We start from the raw sequence: 23,704 nt of genomic DNA, 5'->3' as shown, positions 1-23,704 counted from the left end.
GCATTCTCTAGCTCGCATCCAACCCAAATACCGCCATCTGCGAAGGCGCGCCGACGCCTGCCACCTCCTCCCCCATGCCCACCAGCCGCAGCTGATAGCCGTGCCGCCCGGCCACGCCGACGGCCCAGGCGGCAAACTCGGCGCGGGACCACTCGAAGCGGTGGTCGGTGTGGCGGAATTCGCCGGCGTTGAGCTTTTCGAAGAGCTGGTTGTAGTCGGCGTTGGGGGTGGTGACGAAGACATGCGCCGGGCGGGCCTGGCCAAACACCACGGCTTCGAGGGCGGCGAGGCGGTTTTCGTCCAGGTGCTCGATGACTTCGACCAGGGCCGCCGCATCGAAGCCGGCGAGGCGCTCGTCGCGATAGAGCAGCGAGCCCTGGATGAGGTCGATACGGGCGCGCTGGCGCGGGGGCATCTCGTCGAGGTGCAGCCGTTGGGCGGCGCGGGTGAGGGCCTGGTGCGATACGTCCATGCCGAGGATGTACTCGATTTTGGACTGGCGCAGGAGCAGGCGCAGCAGCTTGCCTTCGCCGCAGCCCAGGTCGAGTACGCGCTTGGGCGCGAGCTGGTAGATTTCGTGGGCCACTTGCTGGAGGCGCTGGTCGTGGAGGCTCAGGCGCTCCCCCGCGTCAACCTCACCCCCTGACCCCCTCTCCAAAAAAGAGGGGGCACCAGAAATGCCTTTGACGGGTTCAGCAGCAGAATCATCCTCACGAACCGGTGCCCCCTCTTTTTTGGAGAGGGGGTCAGGGGGTGAGGTTTCGTTGGGGATTTCGACTTCATCCCCTTCCATCAGCCGCTCCAGCGTCGGGTTCACATACGCCGCCAGGTACCGCAGATACCGCCGCGTGATAAACCCACGCTCCGGATGCTGAGGCAGCCAGTCGCCGCCGCGATGCAGCAGTTTCTCCGCCTCGTTTTCGCCGATGTAGTAGTGCTTGTCGTTGTCGAGCACCGGGAGCAGGACGTAGAGGTGGGTGAGCACGTCCTGCACGCGCAGGCCGGCGTGGCGCAGGTGCAGGGTGTAGTAGCGGCTATCGCCCCACTCCGGCACGGTGGGGTCGAGCGGGGTGGTTTCGATTTCCACCTCGTAGCCCAGCGGCTCGAAGAGGCGGCGGGGCCAGTCGGGCCCGGGCGCGGAGACTACCGCTACTTTCACGGCCAGCGGCAGGGCCTCGGCGGGCAGGTTCGGGCGGTCTTTGCAGGTGCCATTCATGGCCGTGCCGAAGGCTTTACTCAGGGCTGCGCTCAGGAAGGACGAGGCCACGTAGGGCCGGTCGTTCACGTATTGTTCCAGGGCGAAGCCTTCGCCGGGCGCGCCGCCCCGGCCGCGCACCAGGCCGATGGGGTCGAGGTCGAGCAGCAGGGCGGCGGTGCAGCGCTCGGCCGTGGCCTCGGGGTAGAAAACGTGGGCCTGGCCGCCGGCTACCTCCACGCTTTGCAGGCGGGCCGGATTCTTATGGAGCAGGTAGCCCAGGTCGGTGGCGGGCTGGTAGGTGGTGGTGATGGTGAGCAGCATGAGTTCAAGCCGGAAAAGCGGGAGCCCGAATGTAGCACGGCCCCGGCCAGCGTGCAGCGGGGTTGCAGGATGGGAAGTAGGTTTGTGAGCTGCAAAGCCTTTTTTCGGCCCGTTTCTCCCCTCTTATTACCGTTGCTTCCCGTGCCCGACTCCACTCCTGCCACTCCGCCCACCGGCCCTGCTCTTGCCGACTTTGCCTGCTTCTACCTCTACGGCCTCACCAACCAGCCGTACCGGCAATCGACTGATTTAGATAAGTTTGGGGAACTGTTCAGCCTTATTATCGGGAATCACGGGGGGCTGGGCGTGGCCAGCACTTTCCATCCCTACCAACTGGTGAATCCGGTCGGCATTTCGGTGTGGTACACGGCCTATGCGCAGTTCTACGCCCAGCCTAACCGCTTCGAGCTGTTCGCGGAAATGACGCTCGAAAAAGCGCAATTCGTGCTGGTGCCACCGGCTTCGTTCGCGGAGTTTCACGTCTGGCCCGATACTCGGCTGACCAGCGACGAAAACCCGATTTTCAGCCGGTTTATTCCCTTCGTCATCCCGTTCCTGGTGCGCAAAGACCCCGAGCTGCTGCGCTGGGACAAGGAGTTTGTCGCCGCCGAAGGTGATAAAGCCCGAATCAGTCCCTACCTGAAAGCGGTGCACGAGGCCATCAAATTTGTGCAGCCCGCGCCGGCTTTCGTGCTGGGTTTCGGCGAGTTTGATGAGCAGCAGCCGGAGCAGCTGATTGAACATTTCCTGAGCAGCCGCGCTATGCTGCTGTAGCGCTGCGCCGCATCGTGTTTCTACAGCAAACTCATTGTGCATGAGACTGATTGCCGGTACGGGCCGCATTATCCGCAGTCCGCTCCTGGTTCATCCCTGCCCCGCCCAGAAACGCCTGATACCAGCGCCCCGAGTCCTTCACCGTCCGCTCCTGGGTTTCATAATCGACATGAATCAGGCCAAAGCGCGGGCCGTAGCCCTCGGCCCATTCAAAATTATCGGTCAGGCTCCAGGCAAAATAGCCGCCTACGTCCACTCCCTCGCGCTGGGCCCGCAGCACCTGGCCGATGGCCGCTTGCAGGTAGGCGCGGCGGGCGGCGTCGGGCACGCGGCCATCCTGCACCACGTCCGGAAACGTTGAGCCGCTTTCGGTTACCAGCAGCTTTGGGGCATCGGGGTAAGCGGCAAACTGCTTCAGCATGTGGTAAATCGACTCGGGGTAAACCTCCCAGCCCATATCCGTGTAGGGCACGCCGCGCTGCTTGGCGGGCACCAGCGTGGCCCATTGCAGGGGCAGCCAGGGCGAGAATTTTACTACTTCGCGGGTGTAGTTCTGCACGCCCCAAAAGTCGAAGCTGAACTTCATGCGCTGGTCGTCGCCGGGCTTTACGTACCGTTCCAGCAGCCAGCGCAGGGCGGGCAGCTCGGCTACGGGGTAGCCCAGGCCGAGTGTGGGCTCCACAAAAAAGCGGTTTAGCAGGGCATCGGCGCGGCGGGTGGCGGCCTCGTCGAGGGCGTTGCCGGGGCGGTGCGGCGTGAGGTGCGAGCAGGAAAACGTGGTGCCAATCCGGGCCGAGTCGGGCAGCATGGCGCGGAGGGCGCGGCCGCCTTCGGCCTGGGCCAGCGTGGCGTGGTGGGCCGCTGCCAAAAAGGCCCCCAGATGCCGCCGGCCCGGCGCATGCACGCCCAGCAGGTGTCCGGCCCCTACAAATACCATGGGCTCATTGAGCACGGCCCAGTGCTGCACCCGGTCGCCGAGGCGGCGGGCCATGACCTGGGCATAATCTGAAAACCACCCCACGATGCTGCGGTTGGTCCAGCCGCCCCGCGCTTGCAGGGCACTGGGCAAGTCCCAGTGGTAGAGCGTGAGCCAGGGCCGCAGGTCGCGCTCCAGGCAGGCATCCACCAGCCGGTCGTAGTAGTCGAGACCGCGGCGGTTCACGGCCCCCAGGCCTTCGGGCAGCACCCGCGCCCAGGCCGCCGAAAAGCGAAAATCAGTCAGGCCCAGGCCGCGTGCCAGGTCCAGGTCGGTTTCGTAGCGGTTGTAGAAATCGGCGGCCACGCGCCCGTGCTCATTGCGTCGGATGGTGCCCTTGCGGCGCGTAAAATCGTCCCAGATACTCGGGCCTTTGCCCTGATGCTGCCACGCGCCCTCCGTTTGGTACGCCGCCGCCGCCGCACCCCAGTGAAAATCGAGACCGAAATCGGAGCGGGAAAACGGCAGTGGAGTTGAAGCGGGATAAAAGGCCGCCGGTAGCGGCTCGTGGTAGTTGGCGGGTAGTTTAATCATGCGCGGGGCGCGGAGCAATTAGAAATAAGTAGAATAGCCCGAACGTCATGACGTTCATTTTCGCTCTTCAAGAACGCATAGACGTCCCAACACCCTTCCGCTGCAATTGCTCCCGCAGCAGCTGGTCGAGCACGGCGGCGGTCTGGTCGGGGTAGTCAACCGGAATAGTATCGTCCTGGTGCAGCCACTGGTCCACTTTATCCAGGTTTTTGTCTTTGAAGTGTTTGATGACGGGCACGCCCATTTTGGCCAGCGCCGCCGCGTTGCACTGCTGCTCGTACTGTTGCTTCATGGGCATCACCAGCAGCTTTTTACCGAGAAACAGCGCTTCGGCCGGGGTTTCGAAACCGGCCCCGCAGAGCACGCCGGCCGAGCGGGCCAGGCTGTCGAGAAAATCCGTGCCGCTCACCGGCCACACCCGCACGTTGCCGTATTCGGCGGGCGTGTGGCTGTGCTTGCTGAACACCTCCCAGCGCACGCTGCGGCTCAGGTACTGCAGGCGCTCCACCAGAATTTCTTCCTCGTAGGCCGGCAGGTACACCGTGTAATGGCCATCGTTGACAGGGCTCAGCTCGCGCACCTGCTGGCGGATAACGGGCGTGGAAATCTCCGGCGCATACCGCTGGAAATGAAAGCCGTACTGCGCCGTACTGGGCGCGTAGTGCTTCAGCACGGCGCGGCCGGCGGGGTCCTCGCTGTCGGGGCGGGGGGCGGCGGGGTTGAGCACCGCGCTCTGGTGGCTGAGGGCCACGCAGGGCACTTCGCGCAGCTTGCAGGCCCAGCTGCTCACCGGCTCAAAGTCGCTGATTACCAAATCGTAGCTTTCTACCGGCAGGTGCCTTATTTCGTGCAGAAACTTAGCCGAGTTGAATTGCAGAAAGGTTTTCACGAAGTTGATGCCGCCCTTTTTACCAAAAACGAAGCCCATGCCCTGGGCCTTGTATTTCACCTCAAAAGGCAGTGGCAAATCGGCGGGCGGGCCGCTCACCAGTATATCAAGCTGCTCGCAGCGGGCTTGCAGCAGCGGCACCACATCGAGCGCGCGGCTAAGGTGGCCATTGCCGGTGCCCTGGATGGCGTAGAGTATTCGGGACATTTAAAGGGGTTTTTTTTCAGAACGTCATGCTGAGCGTAGCCGAAGCATCTCTACCGCGAGAGTAATTAATTGCTTTCACAACGAAGCGGTAGAGATGCTTCGCCTGCGCTCAGCATGACGTTCTCTTTACAGGCGAACATCTGCCTTTACGCCCTAATCTTAAACTCGGCCAACAACCCTTCCAGCAATTGCGCCGGATTCGCGTTGGCCAGCTCCTCCGCCGCATCCGCGACTTCCGCCTCCGCGGCTTGCTGCATGGCCGGGTCATCGCTGTAATAATAGAGCTGCCAGCCGGCCTCGGCCGTGTACTCCAGCGACGTCAGGTTTTCGACCCAGTCGCCGGAGTTCAGGTAAATCACCTCCCCTTTCTCCGTGTGCAGCGTCATGATTTCGGGCTGGTGAATGTGCCCGCAGGCCACGTAGCGGTAGCCTTCATCGGCCGCGATGGCGGCCGCGGTTTCCTCGAATTTGCTCACCGCCGATACGGCCGATTTCACCCGTTCCTTCACCAGCTTGCTCAGGGCCACGCGGGACCGACCCAGCTTGGCCAGCAGGTAATTCACGAAGCGGTCTATCAGAATCAGCAAATCGTAGCCGTGGCCGCCGAGCCTGGCCAGCCAGCGCGAGTGCCGCATGGTCACGTCGAACACATCGCCGTGAAACAGCCAGGTGCGGCCGTGGGGCAGGTCGAGCACCAGCTTGTTAGCGAGGCGGAAATTACCCAGCTTCAGGCCCGCGAACTTGCGCAGCAGCTCGTCGTGGTTGCCGGTCAGGTAATGAATTTTGACGCCCTTGGCGGCCAGACCGGCCAGGTAGCGCACCACCCGCATGTGGGCCGGCGGCCAGTAGTTTTTGCTGAACTGCCAGATGTCGACAATGTCGCCGTTGAGCACCAGCACCTGCGGCCGGATGCTCTTGAGGTAGCGCAGCAGCTCCGTGGCGTGGCAGCCGTAGGTGCCCAGGTGCACGTCGCTGATGACGGCCACCTGCACCCGGCGCTTGCGGCGGGCCTTGGGCTTAGCGGGTTCGGCGGGAATAATCAGAATAGTATCGGGCATCGCGACAGACACTACGCTCATGCGGCGGCCGGCTGAGTGAAACGCCCCCCGCGGGCCGGACCCACCGAACGGCGCGGCCGGATGGCGGGCCCCCGCCGACCGGCCGGAGCCAGCGCGCCCCCGCCCCCAAAGGCCGAGCGCAGGCTGCCCAAAGTGTGGAGCACGAAGGCCACCCACAGTGCCACATGAAACAACTCGTACACGAGCCAGCGCCCCAGACGGCGCAGCCCCGAAATCAAAGCCGGGAAGTACATAGCAGGAAGTTTAAAAACCGGTGATAATCCTGCTTTCAAAGTTCGATGGCTAGTGTGAAGCCCTCATTACGGCCATATTAACGTTAAGTAACACTGCTCGCCAGGCCCGCAGTCCAATTTTATAGCAGCGGTGAGGCACCAGATTTTAGCCAGGTTTCCGTTTCTTTGTTGGCCCGATTATTCGTAGGTCGGCTATCCCCTTATTTCATTCCTCATTTTACCTCACATTATGCAGTTTTTACCCCGCCTGGCCCGCCATATTCTTACTGTGGGCCTGCTCACGCTCTGCGCCGGTACCGTTGCCCTGGCCCAGCCCACTGGCAAAGCCGCCAAAGGCCGCAAGCGCTACGCCTTCGCCCAGCGGGACGCCGAGTCGCCCTACGTGCAAAACGTAACTAAAAACACCGATGAGGAGCAGGACGTCGACGGCTCCTTCACCCGCCTCGGCTACCGCTCCTACAATGACATGCTCACCGAAATTACGGCCCTCAAAAAGCTGCACGACTGGGCCGATACCACCTACCAGCGCCGCGTAACCGCTATTCCGGCCGGCGGCGCGCTCATCGTCATCGTCCACCGCCAGGGTCCCAAAGGCGTGGAGATGTCCAACCTCACCCTCACCGCCACCGATAAAGCCGGTAAGGAGGTTTTCGCCCAAACCCTGGCTCCCGCCACCGGCCGCTTCTTCGGCCGCGACCTCTACCAGGGTAAAGCCGTCATCCCCTTCCCAAAAATGGACCCGCAGGAACTCAACGTGAGCATCCGCGACGCGAAGCTCTACCAAACCTATGATTACACGCTGGCGCTGCCCGCCGCGCAGTAACAAGGCGTTGCGCCGGTCGGACCGCCCTGGGCGGTCCGACCGGTTGTCGTAAGCACGTTCCGGTAAACAACGACGACCGGTCGGACCGCCTAGGGCGGTCAGACCGGAGCGTTCCAACGGCTTACTCATAAACCAAAAAAGCCCGCCTGGTTCTCCAGACGGGCTTTTTCGCAATAAACCGGAAGTACTATTTGCTTAGCTTGGCTTTCAGATTCTCATCCAGCGCAGCCAGGAATTCCTCAGTGTAGAGATAGTCGCGGCCGTGCTCCACCTTGTTGCCGTGGATGCAGACCGCGAGGTCCTTGGTCATTTTGCCGCTTTCCACGGTTTCGATGCACACCGCTTCCAGCGCGTGGCAGAAGTCGATGAGCGGCTGGTTATCGTCCAGCTTGCCGCGGAACTCCAGGCCCCGCGTCCAGGCGAAGATACTGGCGATGGGGTTCGTGGAAGTGGGTTTGCCTTTCTGGTGGTCGCGGAAGTGGCGGGTCACGGTGCCGTGGGCGGCTTCGGCTTCCATGGTGCCGCCGTCGGGCGTCACCAGCACGGAGGTCATCAGGCCGAGCGAGCCAAAGCCCTGGGCCACGGTGTCGCTCTGCACGTCGCCGTCGTAGTTTTTGCAGGCCCACACGAAGTTGCCGTTCCATTTCAGGGCCGAGGCCACCATGTCGTCAATCAGCCGGTGCTCGTAAATGATGCCAGCGGCCTTGAACTTGGCGAGGTAGTCCTGCTCGTAAATCTCCTGAAAGATGTCCTTGAAGCGGCCATCGTACTTCTTCAGAATGGTGTTTTTGGTGCTCAGGTACAGCGGCCAGCCTTTGCTCAGCGCCTGGTTGAAGCAGGCGTGGGCAAAGCCCCGGATGGACTCGTCGGTGTTGTACATGGCCAGGGCCACGCCGTCGCTCTGGAAGTCGAAGACGTTGAACGACTGCACTTCGCCGCCGTCCTCGGGCGTGAAGGTGATGGTGAGCTTGCCCTTGCCTTTGGTCACGAAATCGGTGGCGCGGTACTGGTCGCCGAACGCGTGGCGACCGATGCAGATGGGCGCGGTCCAGTTCGGCACCAGGCGGGGCACGTTGCTCATCACAATCGGCTCGCGGAATACGGTGCCGTCCAGAATATTGCGGATGGTGCCGTTGGGCGACTTCCACATCTGCTTGAGGTTGAACTCCTTCACCCGCTCCTCGTCTGGCGTGATGGTGGCGCACTTGATACCCACGCCGTATTGCTTAATGGCATTGGCGGCGTCGATGGTCACCTGGTCGTTGGTTTCGTCGCGGTACTCAATCCCCAAATCGTAGTACTTGATATCCAGCTCCAGGTACGGGGTAATCAGCTTGTCCTTAATGAATTTCCAGATGATGCGCGTCATTTCGTCGCCATCAAGCTCCACTACGGGGTTAGCTACTTTGATTTTGGTCATTACTTCTAGGTGGTGGTGGGTGGTTCAATTTCAGCACATTGCGCGGTGCTGTGGTACGTGTTTTGAGTATCTGTTTTGGGTGTAGCAGTAAAACTGCCGCTAGTTTCCAAAAAACGGGCTCGTATAAAGCCAACCATCTGCAATACAAAGTTATTCATCTGAGGTAGGCATTGACTACCAAAATTGAGGCTTTACCGTTTCCAAGTGACTAAGAATCTACTTCTCGGTGCCAACAGTTTCTTCGGCCGCGAACTCAATCAGGCCAAAGCCCTCATCCCCTTTTCCGTAATAGACCCGCAGGAGCTAACCGTGAGCATCCGCGACTCGAAGCTTTTCAGACGTTCGATTACAAGCTGACGCTGCCAGCCGCGCAGCAATGCTTGCGCAGGACCTCTACTTTTGACTGGCCCACTTTATGGGGAAGCTTACACTCTTGGTCTTTCGAATGATACTCAAGCTGTCATTATGGGGGCTGCTAAAGCTCTGGATAAAGCCAGTGAAGGTGCTAAAGGATTTGAGACTGTTGGTAAAGTGATTGATAAAGTAGGTAAGGCGACTGGAATTGTATCTGTTATAAAATCGACTTATGAAGCTGTTCAGAATCCTACCACAGGAAATATCTTAAAAGCAACCCTTGACATAACACTTGTAGCCGCAAAGGTTAATCCATTAATTGGAGTGGCGGCTGGGTTCCTCGACGTTTCCGGAGCCAAGGATGCAATGTTTCGTAAATTGGATCAAGAAATTGATACTTTCCAGTCAAACCGGGTATTAGACACTTTGCGCGTAGACCCTAATAGAGTTAATTTACAATGAGACAAATTAATATCCTTATCGCTTCACTATACGTTCGTTCTAGAGTAACAATGATTTACTCAGGCAATAGTGCTGTATTGTTTATTGCTAAAGCAACATTTTGTGTAGTGCTTTGGATATACCTTCTGACTGTAGTTAGCGTATACATTGGTATTTCTGGTAAGTATGAGTTGATGGTAGATATCCCTAATTCTAGAATATATTATGTTCTTGTTTTAGCAATTATTTATTTGCCTGTGAATCTCCTCACTTGGAAAATTGATGAGGTAGAGTTTTTCGTATCAGATGATGAAAACCAAAATATAATTCAACGGGGGCAGCGCACTTTTATAATCCTACTAGTCATTGGCTTCATTCTCATGGTGATAGCTGCAAAATATAAAAATGGAACATTATTTTAATTTATATAGAAGTCGATTATGATTGCTAGAGAGGCTATAGCCACATTTGCGATAAAACTGATTACTACTATATTTTTTGGCTTAGCTTCTATAAATATATGCTGTGCTCAATGCCCAGTGAATGCTGGCTGCCCTCCAGGTTCAGCCCCCTTCCCAAGGCGTTGCTACTTCACGCGTAGACGATGACGCCGTGGCGGCACTTTGCGCCAGCCCATTAGTTGAGCCACTGCCCCCGCCGCCGTGCCACTGGCACCAGCGCCGCGACCTCTACCAAGCCCAGTGCCTGCTCCTTAGCCCAAAATGGACCTGCAGGAGCGGGAGGCGAACAGTTGTGACGCCAAGCTGTACCAGACGTTTGAGTACCTGCTGAATTTGCCCGCTGCGCAGTAGTGAGGTTGTCGAGAGCTTCTGCTCCAAGAACCTCTGGTTTCGGCTGGCCTGCTTTTGGGGAAGCTTACAGACCGTACGTTGCTCAATCACTTCCACGCATAAGAGTTGATGAAGCGAAGCCTGACAAGATAAATGATACAAAAAATATTATAAATATGTGAACAATCATATTATCTCTGAATGGAGCAATTAACTCCATTAGGGCCATAATGTTACCAATCAGCAACCAAGACGCTAAAAGGCAAACCATATTAAAGAACACTTTATTCAAATTATATAAATCCATATAAGAATTAGATTTTGGAAGCTTTGATAAATTTATGCTTCTAACAATGAATAAAACGGCAAGTAGCACAAAGCCAAAATTTTTGTTTTCGAGGGGCACATCTTCAACATATGTATAATATATATCTAAATAAAAAACATAAATTGGTAAGAATACTACCACAGGCAGGTATGCGGCCACCACTTTTTTCCAAAGTTTGTTTTGTATCATTTCACGTATTCAGAAGTGGCAGTTTTACTATTTTCCTGGTTCTGGGCTTTCCGCTGACGGTCGAGGTACACTTGGCCGTAAGTCGGTTCATACAGCCTATTTGTAAGCTTCCCCTTAAAGCAGGCCAGCCAAAAAGAGGCTGCCTTCCTGCTACCCCCGCAGCCGCACCCACTGCACCGCAATTACCGTCTTCGCATCGCGCAGCGGCTCCGCTACCAAAGCTTCCCAGCTCAGCTCCACCATTTCGATGTGCTCGTGTTCCTCGGCCAGCCCGCCACCTTCGCCGGTGCGGTGGCTCACTTCGGCGTAGTACACGGTGATTTCCTCGGAGCTGGTGCCCGGCGAGGGCCAGATGCACACGATTTCTTCCAGCTTATCAATTTCGTAGCCCAGCTCCTCGTGAATCTCGCGGCGCACGGCGGTTTCGGGGGCTTCTTCGCCGTCAATCATGCCGGCGGCGATTTCCAGGATGTCGGCTTCCGGGCCGATGCGGAACTGGCGGGTGAGCACGTACACCTGCCGGGCGGTGTCGTAAACCAGCGCGGCCACGGCTTTGCCGGGCGCGAATTGCTCGCGCCGGAGCTGGTGCTCGCCGTCCTGAACGATTAGCTGGTTGACTTTGTAGTGGCCATTGAAGACCCGGCTGCGCTCGATAATCTGCATGTTCGGATTACTGTGTTGTACCTTTGTCGACACCAGGGCCGCCGTCGGAGCAGCCCGCTGCCCGGCCGCGTCGGGCAAAGCCCCGCGCCTCGGCTGTCTCCGCGAAGTAAGCGCACCTCACTCCAATTCCTCTTCATTCAGGGAATCGGTCGGCCTCCGACGAGCCGCCCCACCCCGCCCACGCCTGGCTTCGTCCGGCGTGGCCATGCCCGCCTGTGCAACCGCGCAGGCTCAACCCCCATTTTGTGGACGACTGTCCACCAACAATTTATTTCAGCACGAAGCGCCTGTAGCCAAAGGCACGTCATGCTGAGCGAAGCCGAAGCATCTCGCTCGGGGCAGTAATTCAATCGCAAGAAAAGGATTGCTGCCACACGCGAGATGTTTCGACTCCGCTCAGCATGACGTGCCGGAAGAAACGGTTTGTAGTGCGCCCAATTACCCCCTCAACATGACGTTTGACGATTTAAACCTGATTGACCCCATTCTTAAAGCCCTCAAAGAAGAAGGCTACACCACCCCTACTCCTATCCAGGAGCAGGCCATTCCCCACGTTCTGGAAGGCAAAGACCTCCTCGGCGTGGCCCAGACCGGCACCGGCAAAACGGCGGCCTTCACCGTGCCCATCCTGCAGGTGCTGCACCGCACGGCCCAGGTTTCGAACCACGCCCAGCGCGCCATCCGCTGCCTCGTGCTCACGCCTACCCGTGAGCTGGCCATCCAAATCAACGAAAGCTTCGGCGCCTACGGCCGCCACTTGAGCCAGATTCGCCACACCGTTATTTTCGGCGGCGTGAGCCAGGGCTCGCAGGTTGCGCAGCTCAAGCGCGGCGTAGAGGTACTCATCGCCACTCCCGGCCGCCTGCTCGACCTCATGAACCAAGGCTTCGTGGACCTGCGCCAAGTGGAAGTTTTCGTGCTTGATGAAGCCGACCGCATGCTCGACATGGGCTTCATCAACGACATCAAGCGTATTCTGCCCAAGCTGCCCACCAAGCGCCAGACCCTGTTCTTCTCGGCCACCATGCCCGGCCAGATTCAGGAGCTTGCCGGTACCATCCTGCGCCCCAACCCGGTGCGCGTGGCCGTGACGCCCGTCAGCAGCACCGCCGATACGGTGACGCAATCGGTGTACCTCGTTGAGAACAACGACAAGCCCGCCCTGCTCCGCCACATCCTGCAGGACAAGGAAATCAAGCGCGTGCTCGTCTTCACCCGCACCAAGCACGGGGCCGATAAAGTGGTGAAAGCCCTGGCCGCCAACCAGATTCCGGCCGAAGCCATCCACGGCAACAAGAGCCAGAACCACCGCCAGCGCGCCCTCTCCAACTTCAAAGCCGGCAGCACCCGCGTGCTGGTGGCTACCGACATCGCCGCCCGCGGCATCGACGTGGACGAGCTGACCCACGTTATCAACTACGAAATCCCTAACGAGCCCGAAACCTACGTGCACCGCATCGGCCGCACTGGCCGGGCCGGGGCCTTCGGCACCGCCTTCTCTTTCGTGGAGGATGAGGAGCGCGCCTATCTCCAGGATATCCAGAAGCTCATCAGCCGCCAGATTGACATCGAGGCCGAGCATCCGTTCGTGACGGGCCGCGTCAAGCCCGTTATGCTGCACGGCAACGAGCGCATCATCCGGCCCAAGGGCCCGGCTGGTCGTCCGGCCCGCTCCGGCCCCCGCGAAGGCGGCCAGGGCGGCGGCGGTCGTTCGGGCGGTGGCCAGGGCGGCGGGCGCCCGAGTGGCGGCCAGGGTGGCGGTCGGCCCAGCGGCGGCGGCGAGCGTAGCCGACCGGCGGCTCCGGCCGGCGGTGGCCAGTCGGATACTGCCCGCCGCTTCGGTAGCGGCGGGGCCCGCGTGAACGTGGGCGGCAGCCGCGAAGGTGGCGACCAGGGCGGCCGTCGTCGCGGCGATGCGGGCGGCACGCGCCGGGGCTCCTTCTAAGGAAGCTCGCTGGCCATGCTGAGCCAGGCATGAACGATGCCCCCAATGACTGATAAAAAAGCAACACGGCCCGGAAAACTTTTTCCGGGCCGTGTTGCTTTTTAGGGCAGATTACGTGCTAATTCGCTCCTGATTCATCCCCCGTCGTTCCTTATGGCTCAGTCCACGCTTCCCGTTATCCAGGCCCTGCGCGCCACGGCCCACCGCCTCGCTACTGCTCCCTACCAGTGGGGCCACATGGGCAGCTGCAACTGCGGCCATCTCGCCCAGACCATCACCCGGCTCACCAAGGCCGAAATCCATGCCCGCGCCATGCAGCGCTACGGCGACTGGGAGCGTCAGATTATTGACTATTGCCCCACCAGCGGCCTGCCCATCGACCAGACCATTGACGAGATGCTGGCCCTCGGCTTTTCCCGCGCCGACCTAACCCACCTCGAACGCATATCCGACCCCACTATCCGAGCCGCTATCCCCTTTGAGCGCCGTGACGCTCTGCGCCACAACCAGCGCGACGACGTGGTGCTCTACCTCCGCACCTGGGCCGACTTGCTGGAGCACGACCTTCTCGCGGGAATTAGCCTGCCCAGCTTCGATGAGGCTCCGGTACCCACTCCGGCTCTGGTGGCTGCCAGCTAGAAAAAACCAAATAGAGAAAACATGAAAAAGCCCCCGCCAGATTTTGGCGGGGGCTTTTTCATGTCGCACCGAACAGCATCGACTGAGCAGATGCCGACCGGATGGATAGTTTAGTTACGGGTAACGTTGGAGCGCTGGGCTTCGCGGTAGCCCTCGGCCCGGTGGGCGCGCTTGTAAGCGGCGTCGGCGCTGGGGTCTTTCTCGGCCTCAGCGGCATCGGGGGCCTGGGAGCAAGAGGCCGTCAGGAGCATTGCCGCGGCGGCGGCCAACCAGAGATTCGTGCGGGTCAGTTTCATACCACGAAGGTAACCTCTCGTCGCCAAACGAACAACCACTCGCTGCCGTGAGCACCTGCCTACAGTGCTACGAAGGGTAAAGAATTCCGGTGCTTTACCTGCCATTTACAATTGTCAACCAAGGAATTCAACTGGTATGGGTGCGGCATATCACCGGTAGATTCAGACAGAGGAGCCTGAACAACGCATATTCTCTGCTTCCAATTCAACGAAGGGTTTTGTGGCAGGCCTTTATGCAGGAGAGTGGGCTCAGCTCATTAGCATTGGGTCGTCACTACCCCAGATGCATTTATGACTTTTATCATGCAGCAATATGTCAATAAGCTTAGCACAGAATTTTAGGCTAAGCCTGTCCCAACAGTGGCAAGCCTACTAATAACATGATGATTCTACCTCTGATTCCAGCCAGCTAAAATCCGGCATTTGATTGATTTACTATTAAACCAAGCATTTTATTAGTATACACGAAATAATTCACGATTAAGTAGTTATGAAATTTTTATTAAAAAATATTCATTCCCTAAAATAAGGCCTCAAGCGTTAGCAAACTATGCAACTACATATAGTATTTATTAGTAATTTTAGGATGAAAAACGAAACCAGAAAATCTTTTCCCAGACGCTGCCAACATACCATGACAACTTATACTTTCCCCGACCAAGGCCCGTGATTTCGGCCTCGGACATGAAGACTCTACCAGCTGCCATGAGTTCAACTGGCAGAGCATAATACTCCGCTTATCATTGCCAGCAGACATGAGTTGCCTCATCGCGCCAGGCTAAATCCCCCGGTGAATAATCCGTTTTTTCAGGGCAGCTTGGCGCTCCAGGGGCTGCGGAAAGGTTACCACACAGCCATATTCCTTCAGCTATAAATAGCGTCTGGCTCAAGCCTGAAAAATGGCGGCCTTATTCGGGCTGGTAGTCGGCGAAGGAACCGTCGCGGTAGAAAATCACAATCCTCCGAATAGGCTTTTCAGCCCCGGCAAACAGCGCTGTAGCAATGGATTCTGAATTAGCCACCAGTGCAGGGGACGCTTCGGCAGCAGGCGTGGGAGCACCGACAGGCACTACCGGCGAAGTGGCTTGTGATTGGGTGGAAGGCTGAGCTTGAACAGTTGGAACCGGCGCGGCTTGCGATGGCTCAGTGATAATACCTGCCGGTGCTGATGGGGGCGAAACGGCTTTGCGAGTGAAACGCTTCGGAGTTCCGGCTCCTTCTCCCACCCGGCCTGAGGCAGGGCTACCAGCTGATAATGAGGCATTAAATTGCTTTTCGCGATTTGGGAGCGGCAAAACCGGTGGGGAGACAACGGCAGGCGCGGGGAGCACGGTAACTGATGCTGCACCAAGAGCCTCGTCCGCTACTGCAACAGCCTTTATTTCCGGCTTTTGGGGCACACTTGGGGGCGTGCCCGCACTCACGCCATACATGGAGCCGGTACCATTGAGCAGCCAGGGCATCGATAGTTCGGGCAAGGCTGCCAGAATACGCTGCACTACCTCCAGGCTGGGCTTGTTCCGACCCGATAGAATATGGCTCACGATGGGCCGGGCAATGCCGATGAGGTCGGCAAACTGGGTAGGAGTTAGCTGCCGGGTTTCCAGCAAGGTTCTGATTCGCTCAACCATTTCAATCTGTTAGATTACAAATGTAGAGCTTAAAATCATTGGCAGCACGGATTGCTGCCACCAATAATAATTTACATTTGATACCATAAACAGAACACATATACATTGGCATAAATGTAAACAGCTGATATAAGCCACGAATGATACATTTGTTACCACCAGAAAAGCGCTGTAAATCGGCTTGGCAACGATTATCCCGAAGGCCCGGCAAGGTGAGTTCCGCGCACTCACGCAGGAAGTACTTCGGCTCAGTCGCGGGAACAAAAAAGCCCGGCAACTTCACAGTTGCCGGGCTCTTCAGGTAACTCACCCCCGACCGCAACCCCATTGGCAGCAGTCGATGGAGCGCAGTTTATCGATTAATCAAAATATTCGCGGGCAAGCTTTTTATCCAGACCGTAGATATCATCACGGAAGCGGGGATGGCCGGCTTCATCTGCCCAGGCGGTGAAATAGACTAAATACACGGGCAGCTTCTCCTTGAGGGTAATGTACTTTTCACGGCGCGTGGCGATGGTGTCCATGATGGTTTGCTGGTCCCACTCGGGGCGGTTGCGAAGCAGGTAGCTGGCCAGTTTCATCGGCTCGGCCACGCGCACACAGCCGTGGCTGAAGCTGCGGCTGCTCTGCGAAAACAGCTCGTCGTGGGGCGTGTCGTGCAGGTAGATATCGTTGGAGTTCGGGAAGATAAACTTCACGTCACCTAGGTCATTCTTAGGCCCAGGCCGCCGACGTAGGGTGTATTTGAACGTCTCCTGCGTGACGTTGGCCCAGTCGACGGAGCTGGGGTCAATGGCTTCGGCCTTGCGACCGTAGCCCTTCACCACTTCCATATCGAGGCGGTCGAGGTAGTTGGGGTTGGCCGTCAGCTTGCCGCGCAGCTCCTTGTCGATGATGCTGAAGGGCACATTCCAGTACGGGGCCAGCACCACATACTCCAGCATGTCGCTGAATACGGGCGTCTCGTGCAGCACCTTGCCCACAATCACGCGCATGTTGAAGGCTTCCTTGTTGTCCTCGATTACGTGCAGCGTGTACTCCGGAATATTGACCAAAAGGTAGCTCGGCTCGAAGCGCTTGGGAAGCCAGCGCCAGCGCTCCATGTTGAGGATAAGCTGGTCGATGCGCGAGCCGATGGGCACGTTGAGCTGGCGCAGGGTTTCGCCCCGCACGATGCCATCGGCCTTCAGGCCGGCATCCTGCTGAAACTGCTTCACGGCACCTACCAGTTCGGGGTCGTACGTCTGGGCAGGCGGAACAGCTGCGGTCGCTGGGGCCACTCCGGTCGCTGGGGCCGTAGCGGGCGCGGCTGACGTACTGGCTTCGGAGCCGCCAGCGCTATTGAGCAAGCGCTTGCGCAGGGAGGCAACGGCCGGCGAAGTATCGCCGGGCTTTAGGGCAAGCGTGGGGGGCAGCGTGGGCCAGCCACCGGCCCGCTCCTGGGCGCGGTAGGCCGCCAGGGCTTTTTTCAGCTGGTCGTATTCGGGGTGCAGCGGGGCAAACTCGTAGTAGTTGTAGCGGCTTTTGCGGTCGCCCAGAAACGTCAGCAGGGCTTTGTTGAGCTTAATTTTATTGGGCTTCACCTGCCAGGCCGTGCTCTTGGTATCGCGGGGGTTGGCGATGCCCCGGTAATAGTCGTTTGCCCACTTCATGTACGTCCCGGTCAGGGCTACATCAATCTGGCGTTCCAGGGCAGTACGACGCGCAGAGTCGTCACTGACCTTGGCCAATTCTGAAAAAAGCTGCTTTAAATCCTTAACCTGGTAGTCTTTAGCATTAAGGCCTTCATCGGCCGCTTTAGCTATAATATCCTGCAGGGTTTGGGCCTTCGGCACGGGCTTGTGGTCTTTGAACCACCCAAGACGGAAACCCCGCTCCCGGTAAAAGCGGAGGGCAGGCAGGAGTTGGGCCTTAAAAGCTGGCTCGGCCCGAAAGGTCTTGATGAGGTAGGTGCTATCCATGAGTGGCTGCGCACCGGCCGTTCCGGATGAGTTGCCGGCACTGGCACCGGAGGCCGACTGGCCCCCATCGGAGCCGGAGCCACAGGCTTGCAAGGTGGCGCTGCCAATGGCCGCCAGCAGCAGCACCCACAGCAGGGAAGTAAAACGAAGGAACAGGGACATTGAGTAAAATAAAGCGAACGAAAAGAAGCTCCGGCATTCGCCGTAAGCCGGGCATTGTACTGCCAAGCCAAACGTGGGGTTGCGCCGGACTGCTTCGTCAGTAGTCCGGTCACAAAGTACGTCACTATGGTGCACAGCCCGCCCATGCCAGGGCCGTAATCATGCCAACTTCGGGCTGCGAGCCCTTGGGTCAGTGAGTTAACCGAATCAGGAGTAATTGCGAACGGCTCTAAATCACCAGGCAAGGCATGGCATGGCTATGGGTTAATCACCAAAAAATGAGACGTTAAAGCGGCCGACGCATTCAGGTTTTCAAACACTGATAACTAGCGGCTGCTTACTTTGGCGGCCTATGCCCCTTTTTTTGGCTGCCACCTCTGTTCGCTCATCCCCTCAGTTTATGTCAACTCCCGCTTCGCTCCCCATCAGCCTGCCCACCGACCCGCACAGCTATGCCGGCAGTAGCCCAATCCGGGCCCACCACCTGGCCCTCGACCTGACGGTTGATTTTGAAAGCCGCACCCTGGCGGGCAGCGCTACCTGGCACCTCGCCCCATCGGTCGCAGCCACGGAGGTGGTGTTCGACACCCGCGACCTGACCATTGAGAAGGTGGAGCACATCGACGAAACCGGTCAGGCCCTCGAAACGGCTTTCTCGCTCGACGCTCCCGACCCCACCCTGGGGCAGGCGCTCCGGGTGCCGCTGGCCCCCGGCACCACCGCCCTCCGCGTTCACTACCACACGGCACCCACGGCGGCGGCCCTGCAATGGCTGCTCCCCGCCCAGACGGCCGGTAGCCAGCCCTTCCTGTTCACGCAGTCGCAGGCTATTCTGGCGCGCACCTGGCTGCCGTGTCAGGACTCGCCGGGCATCCGCTTCACCTACGAGGCCCGGGTGCGGGTGCCGGCCCACCTGCTGGCCCTGATGAGCGCCGAGAACCCGCAGCAGCTGAACGCAACTGGCGCGTATCATTTCCGGATGAGCCAGCCCATTCCGGCCTACCTCATGGCGCTGGCCGTGGGCGACCTCGTGTTCGCGCCGCTGAGCAACCGCACCGGCATCTACGCCGAGCCGGCCACGCTGCCGGTAGCCACCCACGAGTTTGCCGACCTCGAACACATGGTGGCGGCGGCCGAAGAGCTGTACGGCCCCTACCGCTGGGAGCGCTACGATTTGCTGGTGCTGCCACCCAGCTTTCCATTCGGCGGCATGGAAAACCCTCGATTAACATTTGTAACACCGACTATTCTGGCCGGTGACCGCAGCCTCACCAGTTTGGTGGCGCACGAGCTGGCGCATTCGTGGTCGGGCAACCTGGTTACAAATACAACGTGGAATGATTTCTGGCTGAATGAAGGATTCACGGTGTATTTCGAGCGGCGCATCATGGAACATTTGTATGGCCGCGAGTATGCCGACATGCTGCAGGTGCTGGGGCGGGCAGCCCTGCACCACACCATCGCAGAAATTGGGGTGGCCAGCCCCGACACCCACCTGCACCTGGCGCTGGCCGGCCGTGACCCCGATGAGGGCCTTACCGAAATAGCCTATGAGAAAGGCTGCTCCCTCCTGCTGACGCTGGAAGCCCTTATCGGCCGGCCGCGCCTCGACACCTTTATTAAGGAGTACTTCGCCCGCTTCAGCTTTCAGGCCATGGATACGGCTACCTTTCTGCACTACCTCCGGGCCGAGCTATTGGACAAGGAGCCCGGCCTGGAAGACCGGCTGCAGCTGGCCGCCTGGGTCGATGGCCCCGGCCTGCCGCCCAATGCGCCGGCCGTTACGTCGCACCGCTTCGAGCTGGTAGATGACGCCTTGGCCCGCCTGAAAAGCGGCACCTCCCCCATCACCCTCCGGGCCGACACGGCCGAATGGAGCAGCCACGAGTGGGTGTATTTCCTCCAAGGCCTCCCGCCTACCCTGACGGCCGGGCAACTGGAGACGCTGGAGACGGCATTCCACTTTACGACTTCTGGCAATGCCGAAATCCTGACGGCCTGGTTTCCGCATACCATCCGGGCGGAGTACGCTGCCGCGGCCCCAGCCCTGGAAAAATTTCTGCGGCACGTGGGGCGACGCAAGTTTTTGGTGCCGCTCTACCGGGCGCTGATTGCCCGGCCCGATGGGGCGGCCCGCGCCTGGGCTATCTACAAGGAAGCCCGCCCCAACTATCACTCCGTAGCGACCGGCACGCTCGATGCGTTGCTGGCGGCCCGGCCCTAGCTAGCGTGGCCGTTTGGTCATCCGGCCCGAACTTTGCCCGGCACTCCACTCCCACCGGCTGCTAGTGAGCGCCACCTGTTCCGCATCTTTCAGTAATTTCCGCTATCCGTTGAAAACCATCATCCCGCTCGGCAAGCTCATCGCCATCGGCGGCAACGAGGACAAGGGCACGTACCCCAACCCCCGGACCCGCCGCAAATACTACCTCAACTTTTTTGAGTTGGGCATTCTCAAGCGTATCGTGCTCGAAACGGGCAAGCTCGACCCCCGTATCGAAGTCATCACCACGGCTTCGATGATTCCCGAGGAAGTCGGCCCGGTTTACACGGGCTCCTACGCCATGCTCAACTGCCTGAACGTGGGCATCATGGACATTCGCACGCCCGCAGATGCCCGGCAGCCCGAGTACCTGGAGCGGCTGCTGGCCGCCGATGTGGTCATGTTTTCGGGCGGCAACCAGTCGCGCCTGCGCGAGATGTTCGGCGACACGGAGTTCCTCACCAACATGACCCGGCGCTACTTCGCCGAGCCCAACTTCGTGATTGCCGGCACCAGCGCTGGGGCCATGGCCATGTCGCAGCTCATGATTCGCGGCGGTTCCGTGCCCGATGCCCTTCTCAAAGGAGCCGTGAAAATGGGCACCGGACTGGGCCTGCTGCCCGCCGCCATCATCGACTCGCACTTTGTGAAGCGCGGCCGCTTCGGCCGGCTCATCGAGTCGGTGGCGCTGCATCCCAAGCTCATCGGCATTGGTCTGGGCGAAGACACCGGGGTGCTCATCACCGAAGGAAACCTGGTAGAAACCATTGGCTCTAACCTCGTTATCATCCTCGACGGCCATCATATCCAGCACAACAACGCCGCGGCCGCCAAGAAGGGTACGGTGCTTTCCATCGAGAACGTGACGATGCACGTGTTGGCCAAAGGCAATGTGTACGATATGCGCGAGCGGAAATTCTACGTCAGCAAAGAAGCGCAGGTCACTCATTCGGCGCAGCCGGTAGCCGCTGCCCCCAGCTCGCCCGTGGCGTAACCAATCCACGAGCTACCGCAATAACTCGCAAAAAAAGGTGAGCGGCTGATTCAGCCGCTCACCTTTTTTTGCGACCTTCTACTCCTTATAGATAGCCACCGTTGACGCACCACCTTCTACCCGGCTGGCGCGGTACATGCCTTCCGAGTTGAACGGCAGCATCACGTTGCCGGCCGCGTCCACGGCAATCAGGCCGCCCTCGCCGCCCACCGGCGCCAGCTTGTCCTGCACCACAATACGGGCCGCTTCTTCCAGCGACAGGCCTTTGTACTCCATCAGGCAGGCCACGTCGTAGGCCGCCACGGCCCGAATAAAATACTCCCCGTTGCCGGTGCAGCTGATGGCGCAACGCTCGTCGGCCCAAGTACCGGCCCCGATGAGCGGCGTGTCGCCGATGCGGGAATAGCGCTTGTTGGTCATGCCGCCGGTGCTGGTGGCGGCGGCCAGGTGGCCGTGCTGGTCGCGGGCCACGGCCCCCACGGTCCCTTTTTTCCAGTTGGGGTCAGCGGCGTGGTCGAGCTGCATTTTACCTACCGCAAGGGCATCCTGCAATTGGTCATAGCGCTTTTGAGTGAAAAAATATTCCACGGGCTGCAGGGGCAGGCCGTGTTCGCGGGCCAGCTCATCGGCTCCAGGGTAGCTGAGCAGTACGTGCTCGGTCTGCTCCATCACCAGCCGGGCAGCCCTAATGGGGTTCTGCACCCGGCGCACGCCGGCCACGGCCCCGGCCAGTCGGTTGTGCCCGCTCATGAGGGCGGCATCCATTTCATGATGGCCCTCGTGGGTGAACACGGCCCCGCGGCCGGCATTGAACAGCGGGCAGTCTTCGAGGCTGCGCACGGCGGCTTCCACGGCATCGAGGGCAGCGGCTCCGTCACGCAGCAAGTCGTAGCCCGTGGCGAGGGCGGCTTCGAGGGCGGTGCGGTAGCGCTTTTCGTCGTCGGGCGAAAGCGAGGCGCGGGCAATAGTGCCGGCTCCGCCGTGGATGGCGAGTGCGAACATATAATAAGGAGTGAAAAAGCGAAGAAATGAAGTTTCAAAGGTAGCCGCAGGGAACGGCAGGCGGGCCGCTTACGTTTTTTTTCGTAGGTTTGATGTTCAAGTCTACAAATCAAAAAACACCCCATTTTTATGGCATACGACGTAACCGGCCGGCTGCACGAAATCTTTGACGAACAGCAGGTAAGCGAGAAATTTCGCAAGCGTGAGTTCGTGCTGGAAGTCCAGGACGGCCAGTATCCCGAGCATATTAAGTTTCAGATGGTTCAGGATAAAACCAGCCTCATCGACCCGTTCAAAATGGGCGACGAAGTGAAGGTGACCTTCAACCTCCGCGGCCGTGGCTTCAACAAAAACGGCCAGATGCTGTACTTCACCAACCTCGAAGCCTGGAAGATTGAGACTGCCGGTGCCGGTGGTGCCAGCTACGGCGGTGGTCAGCAGCAGCAGGCGGCTCCCCGCCCGGCCGCTCAGAACCAGAACCCCACGCTGCGCGCCCAGCCTTCGGCCGCTCCCATCGCGGGCGACGACGACAACGACCTGCCCTTCTAAGGCGCGTCACCCGTTCGGTCCGTTTCGCGGCCCGGCATCCTGACTAAAAATGCCGTCTCTGTAAGAAGAGACGGCATTTTTATTGGCCGATACTTCGTAAACCAGCGCATGAATCTACTGGAGCTAATAGCGCGGGGCGAGAGCGAGGAGCTGGAATTCAAGCAGAAAACCACGCATCCCCACCGAATTTCCCGGACCCTGGTGTCGTTGGCCAATACCCGGGGCGGGCACGTGCTGGTCGGAGTCGACGACGCCGGCCGCGTGGTGGGCGTGCGCGACGCCGAGGAAGAATTATTTGTGCTGCGCGATGCCGCCCAGCACTATATCGAGCCGCCGCTGACCACCCTGCACTACCGCGAGCTGGAGGAAGATGGCCGCACCGTGCTGGTCGTGACCGTGCCCGAAAGTCCCGACAAGCCGCACCGGGCCCAGGTAGCCCCCGGCGACTGGCGCGGCTACGTGCGCGTGCGCGACGCCAGCGTGCAAACCAGCGGCCTCACCGAAAAACTACTGGCCCGCCAACAGCCGGAGGAGTCCCGCTTCGAACAAATTCCCCTCAGCAAACAGGAGCTGACGGTGCTGGACTACTTAAAAACCCATCCGCGCATCACCCTGGCCCAGTATATGAAGCTGGTGAACTTTGGCAAGCGCCGCGCTTACCAGACCCTGATTAAACTGGTGCTGCATGGCTACCTCCGCCATCACGACAAGGAAAAGGAGCCGTATTACACGCTCTAGACCTTTGTCTGAACCGCGGATTTATCGGATTACTCGGATTACTCGGATTACTCGGATTTTGTGGCCGCCAGACTTGGTGCCGAGGGGCAAAAGAAAAGCCTGCTCGTTGAGCAGGCTTTTCTTTTGCGGTTGGATTTCGCGGCTGATTGAGAACGATGCCAGCCACAAAATCCGGAAAATCCGATGAATCCGCGGTTCAAACTACTCCTGCTTGCGGGCGCGGGCCACTTTCTTCTCGTCTTTGTCTGCCTTTTTCTCTTTGGTGGTTTTAACGGGTTCTTTCTTTTTTTCTTTGCGGGCGTCC

At 59.2% G+C, this 23,704-nt stretch carries 22 protein-coding genes; 10 read left to right on the top strand and 12 right to left on the bottom strand.

Features of this window, described 5'->3' with window-relative positions; all coding sequences use genetic code 11:
* Positions 1 to 7: 7 nt before the first annotated feature.
* Positions 8 to 1,519 (bottom strand): 3' terminal RNA ribose 2'-O-methyltransferase Hen1, encoded by a 1,512-nt coding sequence (locus tag ABD819_RS06565; protein WP_345122293.1) that lies wholly within the window; start codon positions 1,517 to 1,519, stop codon positions 8 to 10.
* A 141-nt stretch (positions 1,520 to 1,660) separates the two neighbouring features.
* Between ABD819_RS06565 and ABD819_RS06560 the strand changes: the two genes are divergently transcribed.
* A complete protein-coding gene (locus ABD819_RS06560) occupies positions 1,661 to 2,293 on the top strand; it encodes a hypothetical protein (protein WP_345122291.1) in 633 nt (210 codons plus the stop codon).
* Between the two features lie 31 nt (positions 2,294 to 2,324).
* On the opposite strand, the gene ABD819_RS06555 is transcribed toward ABD819_RS06560, so the two are convergent.
* The 4 genes from ABD819_RS06555 to ABD819_RS06540 all read right to left on the bottom strand — a co-directional run bounded on the left by ABD819_RS06555 (position 2,325) and on the right by ABD819_RS06540 (position 6,211).
* Positions 2,325 to 3,803 carry a GH1 family beta-glucosidase gene (locus tag ABD819_RS06555; RefSeq protein ID WP_345122289.1) on the bottom strand — a complete coding sequence of 493 codons (1,479 nt, stop codon included), beginning with the start codon at positions 3,801 to 3,803 and terminating at the stop codon, positions 2,325 to 2,327.
* A 67-nt stretch (positions 3,804 to 3,870) separates the two neighbouring features.
* Entirely contained in the window at positions 3,871 to 4,899 is a 1,029-nt protein-coding gene (locus tag ABD819_RS06550; RefSeq protein ID WP_345122287.1) for a glycosyltransferase family protein, read from the bottom strand.
* A gap of 146 nt (positions 4,900 to 5,045) precedes the next feature.
* Complete coding sequence (locus tag ABD819_RS06545) at positions 5,046 to 5,957, bottom strand: UDP-2,3-diacylglucosamine diphosphatase (RefSeq protein WP_345122285.1); 912 nt, start codon at positions 5,955 to 5,957, stop codon at positions 5,046 to 5,048.
* A 17-nt stretch (positions 5,958 to 5,974) separates the two neighbouring features.
* The gene (locus ABD819_RS06540; protein ID WP_345122283.1) at positions 5,975 to 6,211 is read right to left on the bottom strand and encodes a hypothetical protein; all 237 of its coding nucleotides are present in this window, start codon (positions 6,209 to 6,211) and stop codon (positions 5,975 to 5,977) included.
* Between the two features lie 229 nt (positions 6,212 to 6,440).
* On the opposite strand from ABD819_RS06540, the gene ABD819_RS06535 reads away from it, so the two are divergent.
* Positions 6,441 to 7,034: a hypothetical protein gene (locus ABD819_RS06535; protein ID WP_345122281.1), complete on the top strand. Its 594-nt coding sequence runs from the start codon at positions 6,441 to 6,443 to the stop codon at positions 7,032 to 7,034.
* Between the two features lie 187 nt (positions 7,035 to 7,221).
* Here ABD819_RS06535 and ABD819_RS06530 read toward each other — a convergent pair whose 3' ends face one another.
* Entirely contained in the window at positions 7,222 to 8,454 is a 1,233-nt protein-coding gene (locus tag ABD819_RS06530) for an isocitrate dehydrogenase (NADP(+)) (protein WP_345122279.1), read from the bottom strand.
* Between the two features lie 399 nt (positions 8,455 to 8,853).
* Here ABD819_RS06530 and ABD819_RS06525 point away from each other — a divergent pair, with 399 nt between their 5' ends.
* Positions 8,854 to 9,270, top strand: coding sequence for a hypothetical protein (locus ABD819_RS06525; RefSeq protein WP_345122277.1), 417 nt, complete (start codon positions 8,854 to 8,856; stop codon positions 9,268 to 9,270).
* A complete protein-coding gene (locus ABD819_RS06520; RefSeq protein WP_345122275.1) occupies positions 9,267 to 9,671 on the top strand; it encodes a hypothetical protein in 405 nt (134 codons plus the stop codon). Before ABD819_RS06525 ends, ABD819_RS06520 begins: the two co-directional genes overlap by 4 nt.
* Before the next feature lie 472 nt (positions 9,672 to 10,143).
* Here the strand turns inward: ABD819_RS06520 and ABD819_RS06515 are convergent, their stop codons facing one another.
* Both ABD819_RS06515 and ABD819_RS06510 read right to left on the bottom strand, forming a co-directional pair.
* Positions 10,144 to 10,557 (bottom strand): hypothetical protein, encoded by a 414-nt coding sequence (locus tag ABD819_RS06515; protein ID WP_345122273.1) that lies wholly within the window; start codon positions 10,555 to 10,557, stop codon positions 10,144 to 10,146.
* A 150-nt stretch (positions 10,558 to 10,707) separates the two neighbouring features.
* Positions 10,708 to 11,220, bottom strand: coding sequence for an NUDIX domain-containing protein (locus tag ABD819_RS06510; protein WP_345122271.1), 513 nt, complete (start codon positions 11,218 to 11,220; stop codon positions 10,708 to 10,710).
* Positions 11,221 to 11,671: 451 nt separating this feature from the next.
* Between ABD819_RS06510 and ABD819_RS06505 the strand changes: the two genes are divergently transcribed.
* Together ABD819_RS06505 and ABD819_RS06500 are read left to right on the top strand one after the other, a co-directional pair.
* Positions 11,672 to 13,165, top strand: coding sequence for a DEAD/DEAH box helicase (locus ABD819_RS06505; protein ID WP_345122269.1), 1,494 nt, complete (start codon positions 11,672 to 11,674; stop codon positions 13,163 to 13,165).
* Positions 13,166 to 13,318: 153 nt separating this feature from the next.
* Entirely contained in the window at positions 13,319 to 13,804 is a 486-nt protein-coding gene (locus ABD819_RS06500; RefSeq protein ID WP_345122267.1) for a hypothetical protein, read from the top strand.
* Between the two features lie 110 nt (positions 13,805 to 13,914).
* Here ABD819_RS06500 and ABD819_RS06495 read toward each other — a convergent pair whose 3' ends face one another.
* The 3 genes from ABD819_RS06495 to ABD819_RS06485 all read right to left on the bottom strand — a co-directional run bounded on the left by ABD819_RS06495 (position 13,915) and on the right by ABD819_RS06485 (position 17,854).
* Positions 13,915 to 14,100 (bottom strand): hypothetical protein, encoded by a 186-nt coding sequence (locus tag ABD819_RS06495; RefSeq protein WP_345122265.1) that lies wholly within the window; start codon positions 14,098 to 14,100, stop codon positions 13,915 to 13,917.
* 908 nt (positions 14,101 to 15,008) lie between these two features.
* Positions 15,009 to 15,731, bottom strand: coding sequence for a helix-turn-helix domain-containing protein (locus ABD819_RS06490; RefSeq protein WP_345122263.1), 723 nt, complete (start codon positions 15,729 to 15,731; stop codon positions 15,009 to 15,011).
* 359 nt (positions 15,732 to 16,090) lie between these two features.
* On the bottom strand, positions 16,091 to 17,854 hold the full coding sequence (locus tag ABD819_RS06485) for a L,D-transpeptidase family protein (protein ID WP_345122261.1): 1,764 nt from the start codon (positions 17,852 to 17,854) through the stop codon (positions 16,091 to 16,093).
* A gap of 400 nt (positions 17,855 to 18,254) precedes the next feature.
* Between ABD819_RS06485 and ABD819_RS06480 the strand changes: the two genes are divergently transcribed.
* Both ABD819_RS06480 and ABD819_RS06475 read left to right on the top strand, forming a co-directional pair.
* On the top strand, positions 18,255 to 20,078 hold the full coding sequence (locus ABD819_RS06480; RefSeq protein WP_345122259.1) for a M1 family metallopeptidase: 1,824 nt from the start codon (positions 18,255 to 18,257) through the stop codon (positions 20,076 to 20,078).
* A 109-nt stretch (positions 20,079 to 20,187) separates the two neighbouring features.
* Positions 20,188 to 21,111 (top strand): cyanophycinase, encoded by a 924-nt coding sequence (locus tag ABD819_RS06475; protein ID WP_345122257.1) that lies wholly within the window; start codon positions 20,188 to 20,190, stop codon positions 21,109 to 21,111.
* 78 nt (positions 21,112 to 21,189) lie between these two features.
* Here the strand turns inward: ABD819_RS06475 and ABD819_RS06470 are convergent, their stop codons facing one another.
* Positions 21,190 to 22,113, bottom strand: a complete 924-nt coding sequence (locus tag ABD819_RS06470) for an isoaspartyl peptidase/L-asparaginase family protein (RefSeq protein WP_345122255.1) — start codon at positions 22,111 to 22,113, stop codon at positions 21,190 to 21,192.
* A 129-nt stretch (positions 22,114 to 22,242) separates the two neighbouring features.
* On the opposite strand from ABD819_RS06470, the gene ABD819_RS06465 reads away from it, so the two are divergent.
* A complete protein-coding gene (locus ABD819_RS06465) occupies positions 22,243 to 22,662 on the top strand; it encodes a DUF3127 domain-containing protein (protein ID WP_345122253.1) in 420 nt (139 codons plus the stop codon).
* 108 nt (positions 22,663 to 22,770) lie between these two features.
* Positions 22,771 to 23,400 carry an AlbA family DNA-binding domain-containing protein gene (locus ABD819_RS06460; protein ID WP_345122251.1) on the top strand — a complete coding sequence of 210 codons (630 nt, stop codon included), beginning with the start codon at positions 22,771 to 22,773 and terminating at the stop codon, positions 23,398 to 23,400.
* The last annotated feature ends 304 nt before the right edge of the window (positions 23,401 to 23,704 follow it).

Source organism: Hymenobacter antarcticus (assembly GCF_039539545.1).
GTDB classification, from domain to species: Bacteria; Bacteroidota; Bacteroidia; order Cytophagales; family Hymenobacteraceae; genus Hymenobacter; species Hymenobacter antarcticus.
Note: the sequence above shows the minus strand (reverse complement) of the source record. Positions and strands in the feature narration are given on the sequence as shown.

Excerpts from the sequence above, each read along its gene's own strand:
- ABD819_RS06565 (WP_345122293.1), bottom strand. The coding sequence starts at position 1,519 with ATGCTGCTCACCATCACCACCACCTACCAGCCCGCCACCGACCTGGGC.
- ABD819_RS06555 (WP_345122289.1), bottom strand. The coding sequence starts at position 3,803 with ATGATTAAACTACCCGCCAACTACCACGAGCCGCTACCGGCGGCCTTT.
- ABD819_RS06550 (WP_345122287.1), bottom strand. The coding sequence starts at position 4,899 with ATGTCCCGAATACTCTACGCCATCCAGGGCACCGGCAATGGCCACCTT.
- ABD819_RS06545 (WP_345122285.1), bottom strand. The coding sequence starts at position 5,957 with ATGCCCGATACTATTCTGATTATTCCCGCCGAACCCGCTAAGCCCAAG.
- ABD819_RS06540 (WP_345122283.1), bottom strand. The coding sequence starts at position 6,211 with ATGTACTTCCCGGCTTTGATTTCGGGGCTGCGCCGTCTGGGGCGCTGG.
- ABD819_RS06535 (WP_345122281.1), top strand. The coding sequence starts at position 6,441 with ATGCAGTTTTTACCCCGCCTGGCCCGCCATATTCTTACTGTGGGCCTG.
- ABD819_RS06530 (WP_345122279.1), bottom strand. The coding sequence starts at position 8,454 with ATGACCAAAATCAAAGTAGCTAACCCCGTAGTGGAGCTTGATGGCGAC.
- ABD819_RS06520 (WP_345122275.1), top strand. The coding sequence starts at position 9,267 with ATGAGACAAATTAATATCCTTATCGCTTCACTATACGTTCGTTCTAGA.
- ABD819_RS06515 (WP_345122273.1), bottom strand. The coding sequence starts at position 10,557 with ATGATACAAAACAAACTTTGGAAAAAAGTGGTGGCCGCATACCTGCCT.
- ABD819_RS06510 (WP_345122271.1), bottom strand. The coding sequence starts at position 11,220 with ATGCAGATTATCGAGCGCAGCCGGGTCTTCAATGGCCACTACAAAGTC.
- ABD819_RS06505 (WP_345122269.1), top strand. The coding sequence starts at position 11,672 with ATGACGTTTGACGATTTAAACCTGATTGACCCCATTCTTAAAGCCCTC.
- ABD819_RS06500 (WP_345122267.1), top strand. The coding sequence starts at position 13,319 with ATGGCTCAGTCCACGCTTCCCGTTATCCAGGCCCTGCGCGCCACGGCC.
- ABD819_RS06495 (WP_345122265.1), bottom strand. The coding sequence starts at position 14,100 with ATGAAACTGACCCGCACGAATCTCTGGTTGGCCGCCGCCGCGGCAATG.
- ABD819_RS06490 (WP_345122263.1), bottom strand. The coding sequence starts at position 15,731 with ATGGTTGAGCGAATCAGAACCTTGCTGGAAACCCGGCAGCTAACTCCT.
- ABD819_RS06485 (WP_345122261.1), bottom strand. The coding sequence starts at position 17,854 with ATGTCCCTGTTCCTTCGTTTTACTTCCCTGCTGTGGGTGCTGCTGCTG.
- ABD819_RS06480 (WP_345122259.1), top strand. The coding sequence starts at position 18,255 with ATGTCAACTCCCGCTTCGCTCCCCATCAGCCTGCCCACCGACCCGCAC.
- ABD819_RS06470 (WP_345122255.1), bottom strand. The coding sequence starts at position 22,113 with ATGTTCGCACTCGCCATCCACGGCGGAGCCGGCACTATTGCCCGCGCC.
- ABD819_RS06465 (WP_345122253.1), top strand. The coding sequence starts at position 22,243 with ATGGCATACGACGTAACCGGCCGGCTGCACGAAATCTTTGACGAACAG.
- ABD819_RS06460 (WP_345122251.1), top strand. The coding sequence starts at position 22,771 with ATGAATCTACTGGAGCTAATAGCGCGGGGCGAGAGCGAGGAGCTGGAA.